The 13,420-nt window shown below is 73.5% G+C and carries 12 protein-coding genes and 4 pseudogenes; 5 read left to right on the top strand and 11 right to left on the bottom strand.

What is annotated here, in order from left to right; translation table 11 throughout:
• From DRB96_RS45675 to DRB96_RS41770, 3 genes and pseudogenes are all read right to left on the bottom strand, one after another.
• Nucleotides 1-177 (bottom strand): annotated as a pseudogene (locus DRB96_RS45675) (radical SAM protein); the annotation flags it as partial.
• Nucleotides 174-821: a sulfatase-like hydrolase/transferase gene (locus DRB96_RS41775; RefSeq protein ID WP_239517846.1), complete on the bottom strand. Its 648-nt coding sequence runs from the start codon at nucleotides 819-821 to the stop codon at nucleotides 174-176. The pseudogene DRB96_RS45675 and the gene DRB96_RS41775, both read right to left, overlap by 4 nt.
• A 138-nt stretch (nucleotides 822-959) precedes the next feature.
• Complete coding sequence (locus tag DRB96_RS41770) at nucleotides 960-1,919, bottom strand: LysR family transcriptional regulator (RefSeq protein ID WP_112453017.1); 960 nt, start codon at nucleotides 1,917-1,919, stop codon at nucleotides 960-962.
• A 195-nt stretch (nucleotides 1,920-2,114) separates the two neighbouring features.
• Between DRB96_RS41770 and DRB96_RS41765 the strand changes: the two genes are divergently transcribed.
• A complete protein-coding gene (locus DRB96_RS41765) occupies nucleotides 2,115-2,774 on the top strand; it encodes a GPP34 family phosphoprotein (RefSeq protein WP_112453016.1) in 660 nt (219 codons plus the stop codon).
• Between the two features lie 6 nt (nucleotides 2,775-2,780).
• Here DRB96_RS41765 and DRB96_RS41760 read toward each other — a convergent pair whose 3' ends face one another.
• Nucleotides 2,781-3,293, bottom strand: a complete 513-nt coding sequence (locus tag DRB96_RS41760) for an NUDIX domain-containing protein (protein WP_112453015.1) — start codon at nucleotides 3,291-3,293, stop codon at nucleotides 2,781-2,783.
• 167 nt (nucleotides 3,294-3,460) lie between these two features.
• Here DRB96_RS41760 and DRB96_RS45670 point away from each other — a divergent pair.
• A pseudogene (locus DRB96_RS45670) lies at nucleotides 3,461-3,541 on the top strand (FAD-binding protein); the annotation flags it as partial.
• Nucleotides 3,542-3,967: 426 nt separating this feature from the next.
• On the opposite strand, the pseudogene DRB96_RS45665 reads toward DRB96_RS45670, so the two are convergent.
• Nucleotides 3,968-4,675: pseudogene (locus DRB96_RS45665) on the bottom strand (BTAD domain-containing putative transcriptional regulator); the annotation flags it as partial.
• A gap of 60 nt (nucleotides 4,676-4,735) precedes the next feature.
• Here DRB96_RS45665 and DRB96_RS41750 point away from each other — a divergent pair.
• Nucleotides 4,736-5,551: a site-2 protease family protein gene (locus DRB96_RS41750; protein WP_112453013.1), complete on the top strand. Its 816-nt coding sequence runs from the start codon at nucleotides 4,736-4,738 to the stop codon at nucleotides 5,549-5,551.
• Between the two features lie 261 nt (nucleotides 5,552-5,812).
• Here DRB96_RS41750 and DRB96_RS41745 read toward each other — a convergent pair.
• From DRB96_RS41745 to DRB96_RS41730, 3 genes and pseudogenes are all read right to left on the bottom strand, one after another.
• Nucleotides 5,813-6,811: pseudogene (locus DRB96_RS41745) on the bottom strand (AMP-binding protein); the annotation flags it as partial.
• Nucleotides 6,808-7,572: an SDR family oxidoreductase gene (locus tag DRB96_RS41740; RefSeq protein ID WP_112453012.1), complete on the bottom strand. Its 765-nt coding sequence runs from the start codon at nucleotides 7,570-7,572 to the stop codon at nucleotides 6,808-6,810. The gene DRB96_RS41740 and the pseudogene DRB96_RS41745, both read right to left, overlap by 4 nt.
• 381 nt (nucleotides 7,573-7,953) lie before the next feature.
• Nucleotides 7,954-9,612: a bifunctional aspartate transaminase/aspartate 4-decarboxylase gene (locus tag DRB96_RS41730; RefSeq protein ID WP_112453010.1), complete on the bottom strand. Its 1,659-nt coding sequence runs from the start codon at nucleotides 9,610-9,612 to the stop codon at nucleotides 7,954-7,956.
• 1 nt (nucleotide 9,613) lies between these two features.
• Between DRB96_RS41730 and DRB96_RS41725 the strand changes: the two genes are divergently transcribed.
• Nucleotides 9,614-9,982 (top strand): hypothetical protein, encoded by a 369-nt coding sequence (locus DRB96_RS41725; protein WP_343234693.1) that lies wholly within the window; start codon nucleotides 9,614-9,616, stop codon nucleotides 9,980-9,982.
• Here the strand turns inward: DRB96_RS41725 and DRB96_RS41720 are convergent.
• The 3 genes from DRB96_RS41720 to DRB96_RS43565 form a co-directional block, all read right to left on the bottom strand.
• Nucleotides 9,949-10,494, bottom strand: a complete 546-nt coding sequence (locus DRB96_RS41720) for an adenylate kinase (protein ID WP_112453009.1) — start codon at nucleotides 10,492-10,494, stop codon at nucleotides 9,949-9,951. The genes DRB96_RS41725 and DRB96_RS41720 overlap by 34 nt on opposite strands.
• Nucleotides 10,495-10,520: 26 nt before the next feature.
• The gene (locus DRB96_RS41715; protein ID WP_112453008.1) at nucleotides 10,521-11,357 is read right to left on the bottom strand and encodes a MerR family transcriptional regulator; all 837 of its coding nucleotides are present in this window, start codon (nucleotides 11,355-11,357) and stop codon (nucleotides 10,521-10,523) included.
• A 73-nt stretch (nucleotides 11,358-11,430) separates the two neighbouring features.
• Nucleotides 11,431-11,607: a hypothetical protein gene (locus DRB96_RS43565; RefSeq protein ID WP_162689166.1), complete on the bottom strand. Its 177-nt coding sequence runs from the start codon at nucleotides 11,605-11,607 to the stop codon at nucleotides 11,431-11,433.
• A gap of 57 nt (nucleotides 11,608-11,664) precedes the next feature.
• On the opposite strand from DRB96_RS43565, the gene DRB96_RS41710 reads away from it, so the two are divergent.
• Nucleotides 11,665-13,420 (top strand): phosphodiester glycosidase family protein (locus tag DRB96_RS41710; RefSeq protein ID WP_162689165.1); only part of this gene is annotated, 1,756 nt, incomplete at its 3' end.

The raw sequence follows: 13,420 nt of genomic DNA, 5'->3' as shown, positions 1-13,420 counted from the left end.
CGGCGGGCGCGGGGCGCCGGGGGCCCGGTTGGGGCGCGAGCGGGCGCGGCCCTCGTGGAAGGTGATGCCCCGGAACTCGGGGGTGTCGAAGGTGCGGGTGACGACGGCGTCGGCCCCGAAGAGCGCGGCGGGCCCACCGGCGGCGGCCCCTGCGCCGTCCCCGGTGCCGCTGGTCAGGGGTAGAAGGGGGGTAAGAGACAGGCGTAGGGGGTGACGTAGGCGAACCAGGGGCGGGTGTCGGTGGACGCCTTGTCCAAGAAGCCCAGCGTCCGGTTCTTGATGACGTTCGTGGTGTAGCCGTTGATCGTCTGGACCGACCCGTTCACATTCCACTTGGCGTCGACGTATCCGGGCTGGAGCAGCGCGAAATCCTCGAAATGCGGGGGCGCGTCGGCGATGTTCCAGGAATTCAGGTATTTGCCGAAAAGACCTGTGCGATATCCGGCCTGCTTCAGATGGCGCTGGACGGTGGTGCTCTGGTCCAGGGCGGCCGAAGCGGCGTTGTTGCGGACCCCGTGGTTGTGGGCGTGGCGGCCGGAGAAGATCGAGGAGCGCGAGGGTGCGCACAGGGGTGTGGTGACGTGGCCGTGGTGGAACTTCACACCTTGGCCGGCGAGCCAGGCAACGGTCTTCTGAAGTGCCCATTCGGTCTGTTTGGGCTGGTCGTCGGTGACGATCAGCAGAATGTTCGGGCGGTTCGCGGCCGCTGCGGGGCTCGCCGCCGCCTGGCCGATCGCGGGCACGGTGACGGCGGCTGCCGCCGCTGCCGTGCCCGCGAGGAATCCTCTCCGGCTCACCTGCGCCCGGGCTTTCTTGCTCATCGGTATTTCCTCCTGCCGTCCGAAGGGGAAATGGTGTGGCGGCCACTTGCCATGCGGAAAGCGTAGAGGGAGCCGAATCCCCTTTCCATGTACGGAGTGTGAAATGACATCAGGGGCGGCAGAACCGGCGGCGGGGGCTCAGTCCAGGGCCGGGTGGACTTCCGGATGCTCGTCCCACCAGGCCCGGTGGAAGGGGTTGTTGTCCACGTTGGCCAGGTACGCGCGGGCCGCCGAGCTGTAGAAGAGCTCCGCCTGCCGGGCCGAGACCGTCGAGCGGTTCCAGGCGAGGCGGATCCGCCCCATGATGGGGGCGCCGATCAGGGGGCGGATCACCGTGCCCGCGACCGCCGGCGCGGTGGGCTGGCACAGGGAGACGGCGCGGCCGGCGGAGATCAGGTCGTACTGCATCATGCGGTCGGTGATGCGGTAGCGCAGCGAGGGGACGAAGCCGGCTTTGGCGCAGGCCTCGACCAGCGCCTCGGGGCCGCCGTCGTCGTCCTCGATCAGCGTCATCCACGTGTCGTCGGCGAGGTCCGCGAGGTCCAGGGCCTCCAGCCGGGCCAGCGGGTGCCGGGCGGACATCCGGATGCAGAACGGCTCCTTGGGGACCAGGGTCCGGGCGAGCACTCCCCCGGGCAGCGGCACCTCGTGGTCGTTGACCTCTCCGTAGACGATGACGTCGTAGCGGCCCGCGCCGAGCATCCGCACCAGGGCGGTCACCGAGTCCTCCAGGTCCACGGTGATCTCCCGGCCCGACAGGACCAGGTCCTGCTGGGCGATCAGACCGTCGACCAGCACGAGCAGGATGCAGCCCAGCCGCAGCGGGGCGCCCGCCGTCCGGGCCCGCGTCTCGGCGCCGAGGGCGTCCATCTCGCTGAGCACCCTGCGCGCCTTGGCGAGGACGAACTGGCCCAGGGGGGTGGGTTCGACCCCGCGCCGGCCCCGGACGAAGAGTTCGCCGCCGGTGACGCGCTCGATCCTGCGCAGCTGGGCGGAGAGCGCCGGCTGCGAGACCCCGAGCTTGCGCGCGGCACCACCCAGGCTGCCCGTTTCCGCTATCTGGCAGACGGCTTGCAGATGTCTCAACTCCAGCTGCATCCCGGCAGCTTACGCAGCGTCACCCGCCCGCACCATAACGCCGGTCTTATGCACGCAGGGATGTCCCGATCTGGTCATGGACACGCCCATACTCAGCCGCGAACAGCCAGAACCCCCGCTCCCCCCTCCGGGAACTTCCGGGCGGTGGGGGGCGTCTGACCGGGAGAAGGCTGAAGATCTACGGGGGAGCCGGGCATGACGATCACGCTGGCGGAGGAGATCACGCTGCTGTCACTGGACGACGAGTCCGGGGCGGTCAAGCAGCGGCAATCGGTGGGCTGGGCGGTGGCGGGCGCGATCCTGCTCGAACTGGTCGTGGCGGACCGGGTCCTGGTTTCCGGCAAGTACCTGGAACTGGTGGACACCTCGCCCACGGGTGAGGAACTGCTGGACGGCCGGATCCCTTTGATGCAGACCTGGCTGCGCGGCCGGAGCAAGCGCAGGGTGACCGACTGGCTGACGAAGGACCAGGCCAGGGCCATCGGCGCGGCGGTGGAGCGGCTGAGCGCGCGGGGCGTGGTGGTGGAGGAACGGCGCAAGGCGCTCGGGGTGTTCCCGGTGCGCCGCTACCCGGAGGCCGATGGCGCCGTCGAGCGCGCGCTGCGCGAGCGGCTCGCGGCGGCGGTCCTCAAGGGCGCCGAGCCGGACGAGCGCACGGCGGGCCTCATCGCCCTGGTGCATTCGGCCAAGTTGCACGGGCTCGCCTTCCCGGGGCGCCCGCGCAAGGAGATCTCCGCGCGCATGGCGGAGATAGCGGAGGGGCAGTGGGCCGCCGAGAGCGTCCGCGCCGCGATCCGCGACATGCAGATGGCGATGGCCGCGATCACGGTGGTGACGGCCGCGGCGGCCGGCTAGGTCGACTCAGGTCGTCGTGGTCGGGTAGTCGTACGAGGGTGTGGGCGGCAGGGTCGCGGTGAGTTCGGGCCGCCATGCGCGCAGGACCGCCACCGACGGGGGGAAGAGGGCCTCCGGGAGTTCGGCCGCGGCGAACCACGCCCATCGGGCGATCTTGTGGGGTTCGGTGACCGCCGGGGTGCCCTCGGCGGTGGTGGTGACGGCCGCCGCGGTCAGCCGGGTCACGTCGGAGGCGGGGTTGATCTGGACGGACAGGATCCGGATCCCCTCGGGGCCGGTCCGCAGGCCCGTCTCCTCGGCCAGCTCCCGCGCGGCCGCCTGCTCGAACCCCTCCCCGGGGTCGACCTTGCCGCCGGGCAGCTCCCAGCGGCCGTCGTGCGCCTGGCCGAGCAGGATCCGGCCGTCCGGGCCGACCACGACCACGCCGACGCCGACGACCGCGTGGGGGCGGGGCACGGCGCGCACGCCGCGCTGTGGCCCTTCGTCCGGACCGGGTCGGGCGGCGGGTCGCGTACTCATGGGCGTCCTTCGGCAGGGGGCGGTGGTGCGGCTCCATTTGCCGTTCGGCGACGGGGTTTGTCAAACGGAGCCTTCGAATAAGACAACCGTGCGGGTTTTGGCCAGGCTCCGTCCGCGCAGGCTTCCGGCGGTCTGATCGTCGTACGGCTCATCGCTCAGGGGGCGCAATGGCACATGTGCTGGTTATCGGCGGGGGCATCGGAGGACTGGCCACGGCGCTGCTCGCGGCACGCCGCGGACACACCGTCGAGCTCTTCGAACGCGATGCGCGCGCCCCCGGCACCGCACTCGACCGGGACTTCTTCGGCTGGCGCCGCCCGGCCGTGCCGCAGGCGGGCCATCCGCACGCGCTGCTCGGCGCCGCCCGCAACCTGCTCCGTGACGAACTGCCCGACGTCCACGCCGAGATGCTCCGGCTCGGAGCGCGCGAGCGGCACGAGCTGGACTGGTTCGACGTACGGCCTCCCGCGCGGCCCGGCGACGAGGACCTCGTGATGCTCCAGGCGCGCCGCATCGTGCTGGAGAGCGCCCTGGCCACGGCGCTGCGCGCCGAGCCCGGGGTGGTCGCGCGGTACGGGGAGCCGGTGACCGGGCTGCTCACGGCCGGGAGCGGCGGGAGCGGCGGGAGCGGCGGGGGCCGGGGCCGCAGCCGGGGCCTGGCCCACGGCCGGGGTCAGCAGGTCCGCGTGGAGTGCGCGGAGGGCGGGGCCCGGGGTGGTGCCCAGGCGGCCGGCCAGGTCGCGGCGGACCTCGTCGTAGGCGGCCAGTGCCTGCGCCGGGCGGCCCGTGTCGCGCAGGGCGCGGATCCGCAGGGCCTGCAGCGGCTCGTCCAGCGGCAGCCCCGCGCACAGCGCGGTCAGCTCGGGCAGGGCCCGTTCCGCCTCTCCCAGCGCCAGCGCGGCCTCCAGCCGGCCCCGGCGGGCCTCGCGCCGCAGCGCCTCCCAGCGGGCGGCCTCCGGCTCCGCCCCGGGCAGGGAGCCCAGCGGCTCGCCGCGCCACAGGGCGAGGGCCTCGTCGTACAGGGCGGCCGCGTCCGCCGGGGCGGCCGGGGCGGCCGTGGCCGCCGCGCGCGTGAGCCGCTCGAAGCGGTACAGGTCGATGTCGTCGCGGGCGCAGGCGAGCACGTAGCCGCCCTCCCCCGACCTCACCGCCTCGTGCCCGAGCGCCCGCCGCAGCCGTCCCACCAGCGCCTGGAGGGCGGCCGGGCCGTCGGCCGGCGGGTCGCCGTCCCAGACCTCGGCGATGAGCGAGCCCGCAGGCACCGCCCGCCCGGGCCGCAGCGCGAGCGCGGTCAGGAGCGCGCGCAGGCGCGGCCCGCCGACGGGGACGGTGCTCCCGTCGTCGCGGATGGCCTGGGTGGTGCCGAGAATCGCATAGCGCACCGGTCCATTGTCTCCGGCCCCGGGACCTCTACGGCGCCTGCCCCGGGATAGGTTCACCGCATGGGTCACCAGGGCAGTCGAAGCCACGACCGCGGCGAGCGGCAGATCAGTTCCGTATTCCTCGGCATCTTCGCCGTCATGGCGGTGACCGGGTGGGCGGTGTGGACGGGGTACTCGACCAGCACCGGGCTGGCCGTCTTCCTCTTCGTCACGGCCGCGTGGATCGTCTCCCTCTGCCTGCACGAGTACGCGCACGCCCGCACCGCCCTGCACAGCGGGGACCTCAGCGTCGGGGCCAAGGGCTACCTGACACTGAACCCCCTCAAGTACACGCACGCGCTGCTCAGCATCGTCCTGCCGGTGATCTTCGTGATCATGGGCGGCCTCGGCCTGCCCGGCGGCGCGGTGTACATCGAGCGCGACCGGATCCAGGGCCGCTGGAAGCACAGCCTGATCTCGGCGGCCGGCCCGCTGACGAACGTCGCCTTCGCGGTCGTGTGCACGGCCCCGTTCTGGCTGGACGCCCTGGACGGGGTCCCGATGGCGTTCCGCTTCGCGCTCGCCTTCCTGGCCCTGCTCCAGGTCTCGGCGGCGATCTTGAACTTCCTGCCGGTCCCGGGCCTCGACGGTTACGGCATCATCGAGCCCTGGCTCTCCCACCGGGTCCGCCGCGAGGTGGCGCCGCTGGCACCCTTCGGGCTGCTGGCCGTCTTCGCGCTGCTGTGGATCCCGGAGATCAACGCGCACTTCTTCAACCTCATCGACGGCCTGCTCTCCGCCCTCGGGGTGAGCGACCTGGAGACCTACTGCGGCCGCGACCTCTACCGCTTCTGGCAGGACACCAACGGCTTCTGCGTGGCCCCCACCGAGAACTGACCTGCGCCGGGCGGGCGGCGCACAGCGCTAGCCGGCGCTGCGCGCCTTCTCGGCCTTCGCCTTGCGGACGTAGAACCAGGCCATGTTCGAGGTGACGCCGGCCATCAGCACCCACACGATCCCGAGCAGGCTGCCCTGCACGAAGGCGACGACGGCCGCGGCCGCGGCCAGGACGCAGAGAACGATGGCGAACACGGCAAGGCGGGGCATGTCTGGGGCTCCTCGAAGACACTGAAGCGATTCAAGCCCTCCCAGTGTCCCCCGGAAGGAGGCGAAGTGGTCCGCGGTGGGTTCGGGGTGGGCGGCGAGCGCCATGAAGGCGGTCGCGGGGCCCACGGTGTAGGCGGGGCGGTGTTCGAGGAAGGCGTCGAGGACCACGCCGGCGTCGAAGCGGTGGGCGAGGACGAGGGTGCCCGCGTTGGTGAAGCAGGCGGCGAGCTCGCAGACCATGCCGGTGATGTGGAAGAGCGGGGCGAGGGCGAAGTAGCCGGCGCCCTCGGGGAGCGGGTGGCCGGTGACCTGGCGCACGGCGTTGTGGGTGAGCGCGCCGTGCGGGTTCATGGCGCCCTTGGGGGCGCCGCTGGTGCCGGAGGTGTAGCTGATGAGGGCGGTGTCGGCGGCCGTCAGGCACGGGTCGGGCGGGGCCGGGCGGCCCCGGCGGGCCACGGCGGCGAGATCGGCGGCGTCGGCCGCCTGCTCCGGGCGGCCCGGCGCGAGGACCCGTACGTCGTCTCGGGTCTGGAAGTCCAGGTCGGACGCGGTCAGGACGGTCCGTACGCCGCTCCCCCGCGCGGCTTCGCGCAGGTACGCCGACCAGGCGCGGGCGTCGCAGACGAGGGCGGCGGCGCCGGAGTCGCGCAGGATGTGGGCCGCCTCGCCGGACTTGTACATCGGGTTGAGCGGGACCACGACCGCCCCGGCCTTCCAGGCGGCCAGGACGGCGAGGACGAAGTGCGGGGTGTTCTGGAGCATGACCGCGACCCGGTCCCCGCGGGATATGCCCCGCTCCGCGAGGTGGCCGGCGAGGGAGTCGGAGAGCGCGTCGGCCTCGGCGTAGCGCAGGCGGCCGTCGAAGTAGGCGAGCGCGGTGCGCTCCGGGGCGCGGCCGACGGCGGCCCGGAAGGCGTGCAGGACGCTGGGCGGGGGCGTGACGGGCGCCCGCTGCGCGGGGCTGAGCCGTGCGAGCCAGGGCTTCGCGCCGTAGGGGGAAGGGACCTCGGAAGGGGCCTCGGCCGGGACTTTTGCGGGGGACGCGGTCACCGGGCCTCCCAGGTGCGCTGCAGCCGGTTCATGCCGCTGAGCCAGCGGTCCGGTTCGGTGGCGCGGGCGGCGTAGAAGTCCGCGACCTCGGGGTGCGGGAGGATCAAGAACCGGCCCTTCTCCATGCCGTCGAACGTGGCGTCCACGACCGCTTCGGGCTCGATCGCGGTCGGCGCGAGGACCAGCTCGCCCGCCGATCCGGCGGCGGTGAGCATGTCGGTCCGGACCCCCTGCGGGCAGATGGCGTGGACCTGGAGCCCGCGGTGGCGGTAGGTGAGCGAGAGCCATTCCGCGAAGGCGAGCGCGCCGTGCTTGGTGACACTGTACGGGGCCGCCCCGATCATGGTGAGCAGTCCGGCGGCCGAGACGGTGGAGACGAAGCGGCCGCTCTCGCGCTCCAGCCAGTCGGGCAGCAGCAGCCTGGCCGCGCGGACGTGGGCCATGACGTTGGTGTCCCAGGCGGCCTCCCAGACGGCCTCCTCCGCGAAGGCGTCGCCGCCGGAGGCCAGTCCGGCGTTGGCGCAGTAGACGTCGACCGTGCCGCCGAGGGCCTCGCGGGCCTCCTCGACGACGGCCGAGGCGTCGCCGGGCACGGCGATGGCGCGGGCGCCGATCGCGCCGGCGACGGCGGCGGCCTTGGCGGGGTCGAGGTCGTTGACCACGACCGTGGCCCCCTCGGCGGCGAAGCGGTGGGCGAGGGCCGCGCCGATGCCGCCGCCCGCGCCGGTGACGACGACTCGCTGGTCCTGGAACGCGTTCACGGGTCCACCCTTCGTGGCCTGCTGCCGAATGCCGGATCCCGGCAGACTAACCAGTCGGTATGTCCTGGCGGAAGGGTGCGGAGCCCTACTTTGGCGCGATGACGCTGACGCGACGCGGGTTGCTGGGTCTGGCCGGGGCGGCGGGGGCCGCGGGTACCGTGTAGTAGACCACCGCCCGGCCCTGCCCCCAGCAGGCCGAACGGTCGTCCTTCCACCTCCCACCGCGGTCGGACATGACGACGCCCCGGCCCACCGTCTCCGCAAAGGCAAAGGACCGGGGCATCTTCATGAGCGACCACTACCCCGTGATCGGCCGCTGAGCCACCCCCCTGGGGTGCCCGCCGTGATCCGGCGGGCACCGCCGGCCCGGGCCGGGCGGGCTCAGCCGGAGGCCTTCGCGCGCTCCCACTCGCTCGCGTAGTCGTTGAAGATCTGGCGCAGGTGGTGGCCGATCTTCAGGTAGTCCAGGTCGTCGAGGTTGGCCAGCGAGACGCGGACCGACCACTGGGGGCCGTCGAAGCCGCCGCCGTTGAGGAGGACCACCGAGGTCTGTTCGGCGAGGCGGAACAGCGGGTCGACCGGTTCGTAGTTCTTCTCCAGGAAGTCCGCGAAGTCCTTGCCGTGCACCCGCTCCGCCTCGGCCAGCAGGTCGAGCTCGATGTAGTACCCGGCCCGCTTGTCGTCGTCGGAGATCTTCATCTGGGCGCCCTCCAGCAGGAGGTCGAGCCTGCGGTGGACGATCTGCCGGATGCGCTCCTTGTACGCCTGGCCCTCGTCCAGCATGTCGAAGAGCGAGAAGAGCGTCATCATCGTCTGCTGCGGCAGCGAGAGGCCGGCCGTGTGGTTGAGGGCCACCGACCGGGAGTCCGCGACGAGCCGGTCGATGAAGCGGATCTTCTCCGGCTCCAGGGTCAGGGTGCCGTACCGCTTGGCGAGCCGGTCCTTCTGGTCCTGGGGGAACGCCGCGATCATCGCGTCGATGACGTTGTCGTCGTGCAGGCCGATGACGCCGAGCCGCCAGCCCGTGCACCCGTAGTGCTTGGAGTACGAGTACACGAGCAGCGTGTTGCGCGGCAGGTCGGCGGCGATGGAGCGGAAGCCGGGCACGAAGGTGCCGTACACGTCGTCCGTGACGATCAGCAGGTTCGGGTTGCTGGTGGCGACGATGTCCTTGATCTGGTTCGCCACCCGCTCGCTCAGGGCGAGCGAGGGCGGGTTGCTCGGGTTGACCAGGCAGACGAGCTTCACCGAGGGGTCGGCCAGCTTGGCCACCTCCTCCTGCGGGTAGCGCCACTGCCGGACCCCGGTCTCGGTGAACAGGCTCGCGGAGACGTTGACGACCTCGAACTCGAAGGTGTCGAGCTCGGGGATCTCGATGTACGGGGTGAACACCGGTGTCATCAGGGCGATCTTGTCGCCCTTGCGCAGGATCCCGTTCTTCATCAGGGAGTCGAAGATGTAGCACATGGCGGCGGTGCCGCCCTCGGTGGCGAACAGCGACAGGTTGTTGCCCTCGGGCGGCCGCTTGTCGAACATCTCGTCCGCCACGTACCCGCGCACGATCTGCTCCGCGTGCTTCAGCATCCGGTCCGGGACCGGGTAGTTGTCACCGGTGATGGAGTCGGTGAGCTCGTGCACGAAGGCGTCCTTGTCGAACGGCCAGCGCGAGAGCGCGTACTGGACGCAGGCGGCCAGCATCTCCACGCCCGGCAGGTCCGGGTGGCGCCGCGTCCACGATTCGAACCGGTCCCCGATGCCCTTCTTCTCCGGCATCCCGCCGAGGTTGTCGGCGGTCCACACCCGCCGGGACTCCTCCAGGGCGAAGTAGCCCAGCGCGTAGAAGGCCTCGCGCGGTCCGGTGGCGATCCAGTTCGGGTTGCCGCGGCCCGCGTTGAGCATGGCGCGCGCGGTCGTGTCCTTCTGGCCCGGCTTGTCGGCCTGGGCGGCGGTGGCGAGCTGAATGAACTTGTCCTTCAGCTCGAAGGGGCTGAGCTGCGCGAAGGACTGGATCTCCTCGCGGCTGAAGGTGGTCTCCGGCACGGTGGTTTCCTTTGCGTCGAGGGGCGGGTTCGGAGCCTCCGAAGCCCCCACCGCCACCGCCGCCGCCACCGCCGCCGCCACGCGCACCGCGAACCGCCCGCGCGTTCAGCGGCACGTGACCACCGCCGGTTCGGCGCTGGCCGTGGCCCTGGTTCCGCTCGTGGTCGGGGTCCTGGTCGCCAAGGGGCTCGCGGCCGACCCACACGTACCCGTCAACGCACTGATCACCGGCGGCGGCCAGCGCGCCGGGCTGCCCCGGTCCGAGTGGCGCCGCCGCGGGCACGCCACGATGCGCCGGCTGCGCTCGGCCCGCCGCAGCACCGTGCGCGGCTGCGACTACGTCCGCGGCCGCCGCCCGGCCGGACACTGAGAGCGCAGCCAGGCGTCGGCGGCCCTCGGCGAGCGCAGCCGCACCACCCGCAGCGGGGCGAACCGCGCGTCACCGGCCAGCCGGCCGATCTCCGCGCGCCGGGACGCGTACCGCGACCAGGCCCACCACGCGGGGTGGTCGGCGCGCAGCCACTCCCGCCAGCGCTCCCGGTTGCCGCCGAACAGCCGCTCCCGCAGCAGGCTGCGGCGCAGCGAGCGCAGCAGCACCCGGCACATGACGAGGCGGCGCGGGTGGTCCAGCCACACCACGGTGTCGGCCCGCCGCCACAGGACGTCGCGCACGGCCTCGGGCCCGTAGGAGTCGAGGACCCACCGCTCGCCCTCCGCGACGGCGGCCGCGTCCGCCGCGTACGACGCGCTGACGGTCCACCCCGGTCCGGTGAAATGGAGGGCGTCCATCTCGTGGTACGGCAGCCCGAGCCGGCGTTCGAGCTCCCGGGCCAGGGTGGACTTGCCGGCTCCGCTGATGCCGACGACGAGTACGCGCTGCATCAGCGGAGCTTAGGCGGTGTCCGGGCTCAGACGCTCAGGGGTTCCTGGAGCTCGGTGACCCACTGGTCGCGGTCCTCCGGGCAGGCCAGGGTCAGCTCGCGCGCGTACCCGGACGAGCGCTCGCCGTTCGCGTCGATCCACTGGGCCAGGGCCTGCGCGGCCGGCAGGACGGAGTCCATCGAACCCCGGTGCACGACCGTCGCGGCCCGCTCGACGCCCGGCAGCACGACGATCCGTACGTTGCCGCCGAGGTTCTCGTCCCGCACCGAGGCGGCCACCGGCAGCCCCGCGTGGACCAGGACGGCGCCGGGCCGCTCCGCGTCGCCGGCGTCCTCGTAGTAGGCGATGCCCGGGGAGGTCGGCGTCACACCGGCCTCCTCGACGAGGCGGCACAGCTCGTCGAACAGCGGGCCGATGACCGGGCCGATGTCCTGGGGCTCGTAGCTCCCCGCGATCCCGCTCAGTTCGGCGAGCCGGACGGGCGGAAGGCTCTTCACGACGATGTCGATGGCAGACATGGTTCCCTCGTTCTCGATGGTCCGGAGCCTCGACTCGACCTGGGTCAGCCGGGCCGCCGCGGCGGCCATGGCCGACTCCAGTTCCGCCTGCCGCAGCCGCAGCATGCCGCGCAGCTCCTCCGCGCCCACCAGCTCGTCGAGTATCGAGCCCACCTGTTCCAGGCTGAAGCCGAGCTCTTTGAGCGCGATGACACGGTTGAGGCGGGCGAGTTGCCCGGCCTCGTAGTAGCGGTAGCCGCTGACGGGGTCGACACGGGCCGGGCGCAGCAGTCCGAGGGCGTCGTAGTGACGCAGCATGCGGACCGATACCCGGCCGTGCTTGGCGAAGTCTCCGATGATGAACATGACGCCTTCCAGTGGAGGGCCTGACACAGTGTGAGGGTCAAGCCCGACCAGAATACGAGGGCATCGGTGCAGGTCAGCGGTGCTCGGACTGGCGGATGCAGAGATCGACGACCGACGGCGGCACGGTGCCCTCCGCGGCCGCGCACAGCTCGTCCAGCCGCGGTGGCCGGGCCGGCGGCCGCCCCGGCCGGGCGGGCGGGGCCTGCGGCGGGGGTTTCCGGGGGTCGGGGCGGGCGAATGGCTGATACATGCCGGACTTCCGCTGTGCTTATGCGGTCATATGCGCAGCCTGGATGATCCTGCCTGGGTGTCGAACCCGTGCCGGCCCCTGTCAGTGCCCCTGTCCGTCCTGCTGTCCGTCCTGCTCGCCTTGCTCGCCCTGCCCCTCGCCGCCCCGGGGGCCCGGGCCTCGGGCGGGGGTGCCGGCGCCGGGATCGAGACCGCCCGGACCGGCCGGCAGGTCGCCCCCGGGGTCCGGCTGGAGTCCTACGACCGGCTCGAAGCCGACCGCTGGCTGCGCATCGACGAGCTCGACGTCGACCTCGCGGCTGCGGGCAGAGCCGGGGGCGCGCGGGCCGAGTACCTCGGCGGCCGGGGCGTCGCCACCGTCGCGGACGCGGCCGCCCGGCACCCCGCCGGCCCGGGCCGACGCGTGGTCGCCGCCGTGAACGGGGACTTCTTCGACATCAGGGGTACGGGCGCCCCGCTCGGCCCGGGCATCGGCGCCGGACGGCTCCTGCACGCGCCGTCCCCCGGCGCCGGCCAGGCCGTGGGCTTCGGCGCCGACGGCGCCGGCCGGGTGCTGGACATCGCGCTCGCCGGGACCGTGACCCTGCCCGGCGGAGCGGTCCGCCCGCTCGCCGGCTACAACACCGCGCGGCCGCCCGCCGACGGCTTCGCCGCCTACACCGCCGACTGGCCGGCGGCCGAACTGCCCGCGCTCGGCCCGGTGGTGGACCTCCGGGACGGGCGGGTCACGGCCGTCCGCGCTGCCGCACGTGCGGCCGTACGGCGCCCCGCGGCCGGTACGACCTTGCTGGTCGCGGGCGGCGCCGCGGCGGCCGAACTCGCCGCCCTGCGGCCCGCGGACGCGGTCGCCGTCCGGGCCCGGCCCGTCGCGGCCGGGGGCGGGCCGCTCCCGGTGGGAGCGCTGGGCGGCCGGGAGGCGCTGGTCGTGGCCGGGGTCGCGCAGGACCACGAGGGCGAGCCGAACAACGCCGCCGCCCCGCGCACCGCCGTCGGCTTCTCGCGCGACGGCCGGCGGCTGCGCGTGGTCACCGTCGACGGCCGCCAGCGCGACAGCGGCGGCCTGACGCTCACGGCGCTCGGCCGGCTGATGCACCGGCTCGGCGCGTACGAGGCCCTGAACCTGGACGGCGGCGGCTCCTCCACCCTGCTCGCCGCCCTGACCGGGGAGCCGGGCCTGACCTTGGAGAACTCCCCGTCCGACGGCCGGCCGCGCCCGGTCCCCAACGGGCTCGTCCTGACCGCCCCGGCCGGCTCCGGCAAGACAGCCGGGTACCGGATCGAGCCCGTGGGCGGCGTCGCGCGCGCCTTCGCCGGGCTTGGCCGGACCCTCAGGGCCACCGCGTACGACACCGCACTCGGCCCGGTGGCCTCCGCCGGGCCCGCGCCGGTGTGGACCGCGGAAGGCGGCGGGGCGCGGGTCGACTCCGGCGGGGTGCTGCGCGCGGCGCGCCCCGGCCGGCTCGCGGTGCACGTCCGGGGCGGGGCGGCACGCGGCACGCTCGGCGTCGACGTCCTCGGCCCGCCGGCCCGGATCCGGGCCGTCCCGGAGCGGATCGGACTCGCGGAGCAGGGGGAGGGCGCGCGCTTCGAGGTGACCGGACATGACGCGCAGGGGGCCGCCGCCGTCATCGAACCCCGGGACGTGACCCTGGAGTTCGACCGCTCGCAGTGGGCCGTCGCCGAGGACGGGCGCGGCGGGTTCACCGTGACCGCCCGAGTCCCCTGGGCCGCCGGGCGGTTGCTGGCCTCCGTGCGGGGAGTCTCGGCGGGCCCGGCCGAACTGGCGCTGGGCTGTCTCTTATACACACTTCCGA

Source organism: Streptomyces sp. ICC1, assembly GCF_003287935.1.
Classification (GTDB): domain Bacteria; phylum Actinomycetota; class Actinomycetes; order Streptomycetales; family Streptomycetaceae; genus Streptomyces; species Streptomyces tritrimontium.
The sequence above is the reverse complement of the archived record's forward strand: the minus strand, read 5'-3'. Positions and strand labels throughout refer to the sequence as shown.

Excerpts from the sequence above, each read along its gene's own strand:
- DRB96_RS43565 (WP_162689166.1), bottom strand. The coding sequence starts at position 11,607 with ATGTATCAGCCATTCGCCCGCCCCGACCCCCGGAAACCCCCGCCGCAG.
- DRB96_RS41715 (WP_112453008.1), bottom strand. The coding sequence starts at position 11,357 with ATGTTCATCATCGGAGACTTCGCCAAGCACGGCCGGGTATCGGTCCGC.
- DRB96_RS41750 (WP_112453013.1), top strand. The coding sequence starts at position 4,736 with ATGGGTCACCAGGGCAGTCGAAGCCACGACCGCGGCGAGCGGCAGATC.
- DRB96_RS41720 (WP_112453009.1), bottom strand. The coding sequence starts at position 10,494 with ATGCAGCGCGTACTCGTCGTCGGCATCAGCGGAGCCGGCAAGTCCACC.
- DRB96_RS41760 (WP_112453015.1), bottom strand. The coding sequence starts at position 3,293 with ATGAGTACGCGACCCGCCGCCCGACCCGGTCCGGACGAAGGGCCACAG.
- DRB96_RS41770 (WP_112453017.1), bottom strand. The coding sequence starts at position 1,919 with ATGCAGCTGGAGTTGAGACATCTGCAAGCCGTCTGCCAGATAGCGGAA.
- DRB96_RS41765 (WP_112453016.1), top strand. The coding sequence starts at position 2,115 with ATGACGATCACGCTGGCGGAGGAGATCACGCTGCTGTCACTGGACGAC.
- DRB96_RS41775 (WP_239517846.1), bottom strand. The coding sequence starts at position 821 with ATGAGCAAGAAAGCCCGGGCGCAGGTGAGCCGGAGAGGATTCCTCGCG.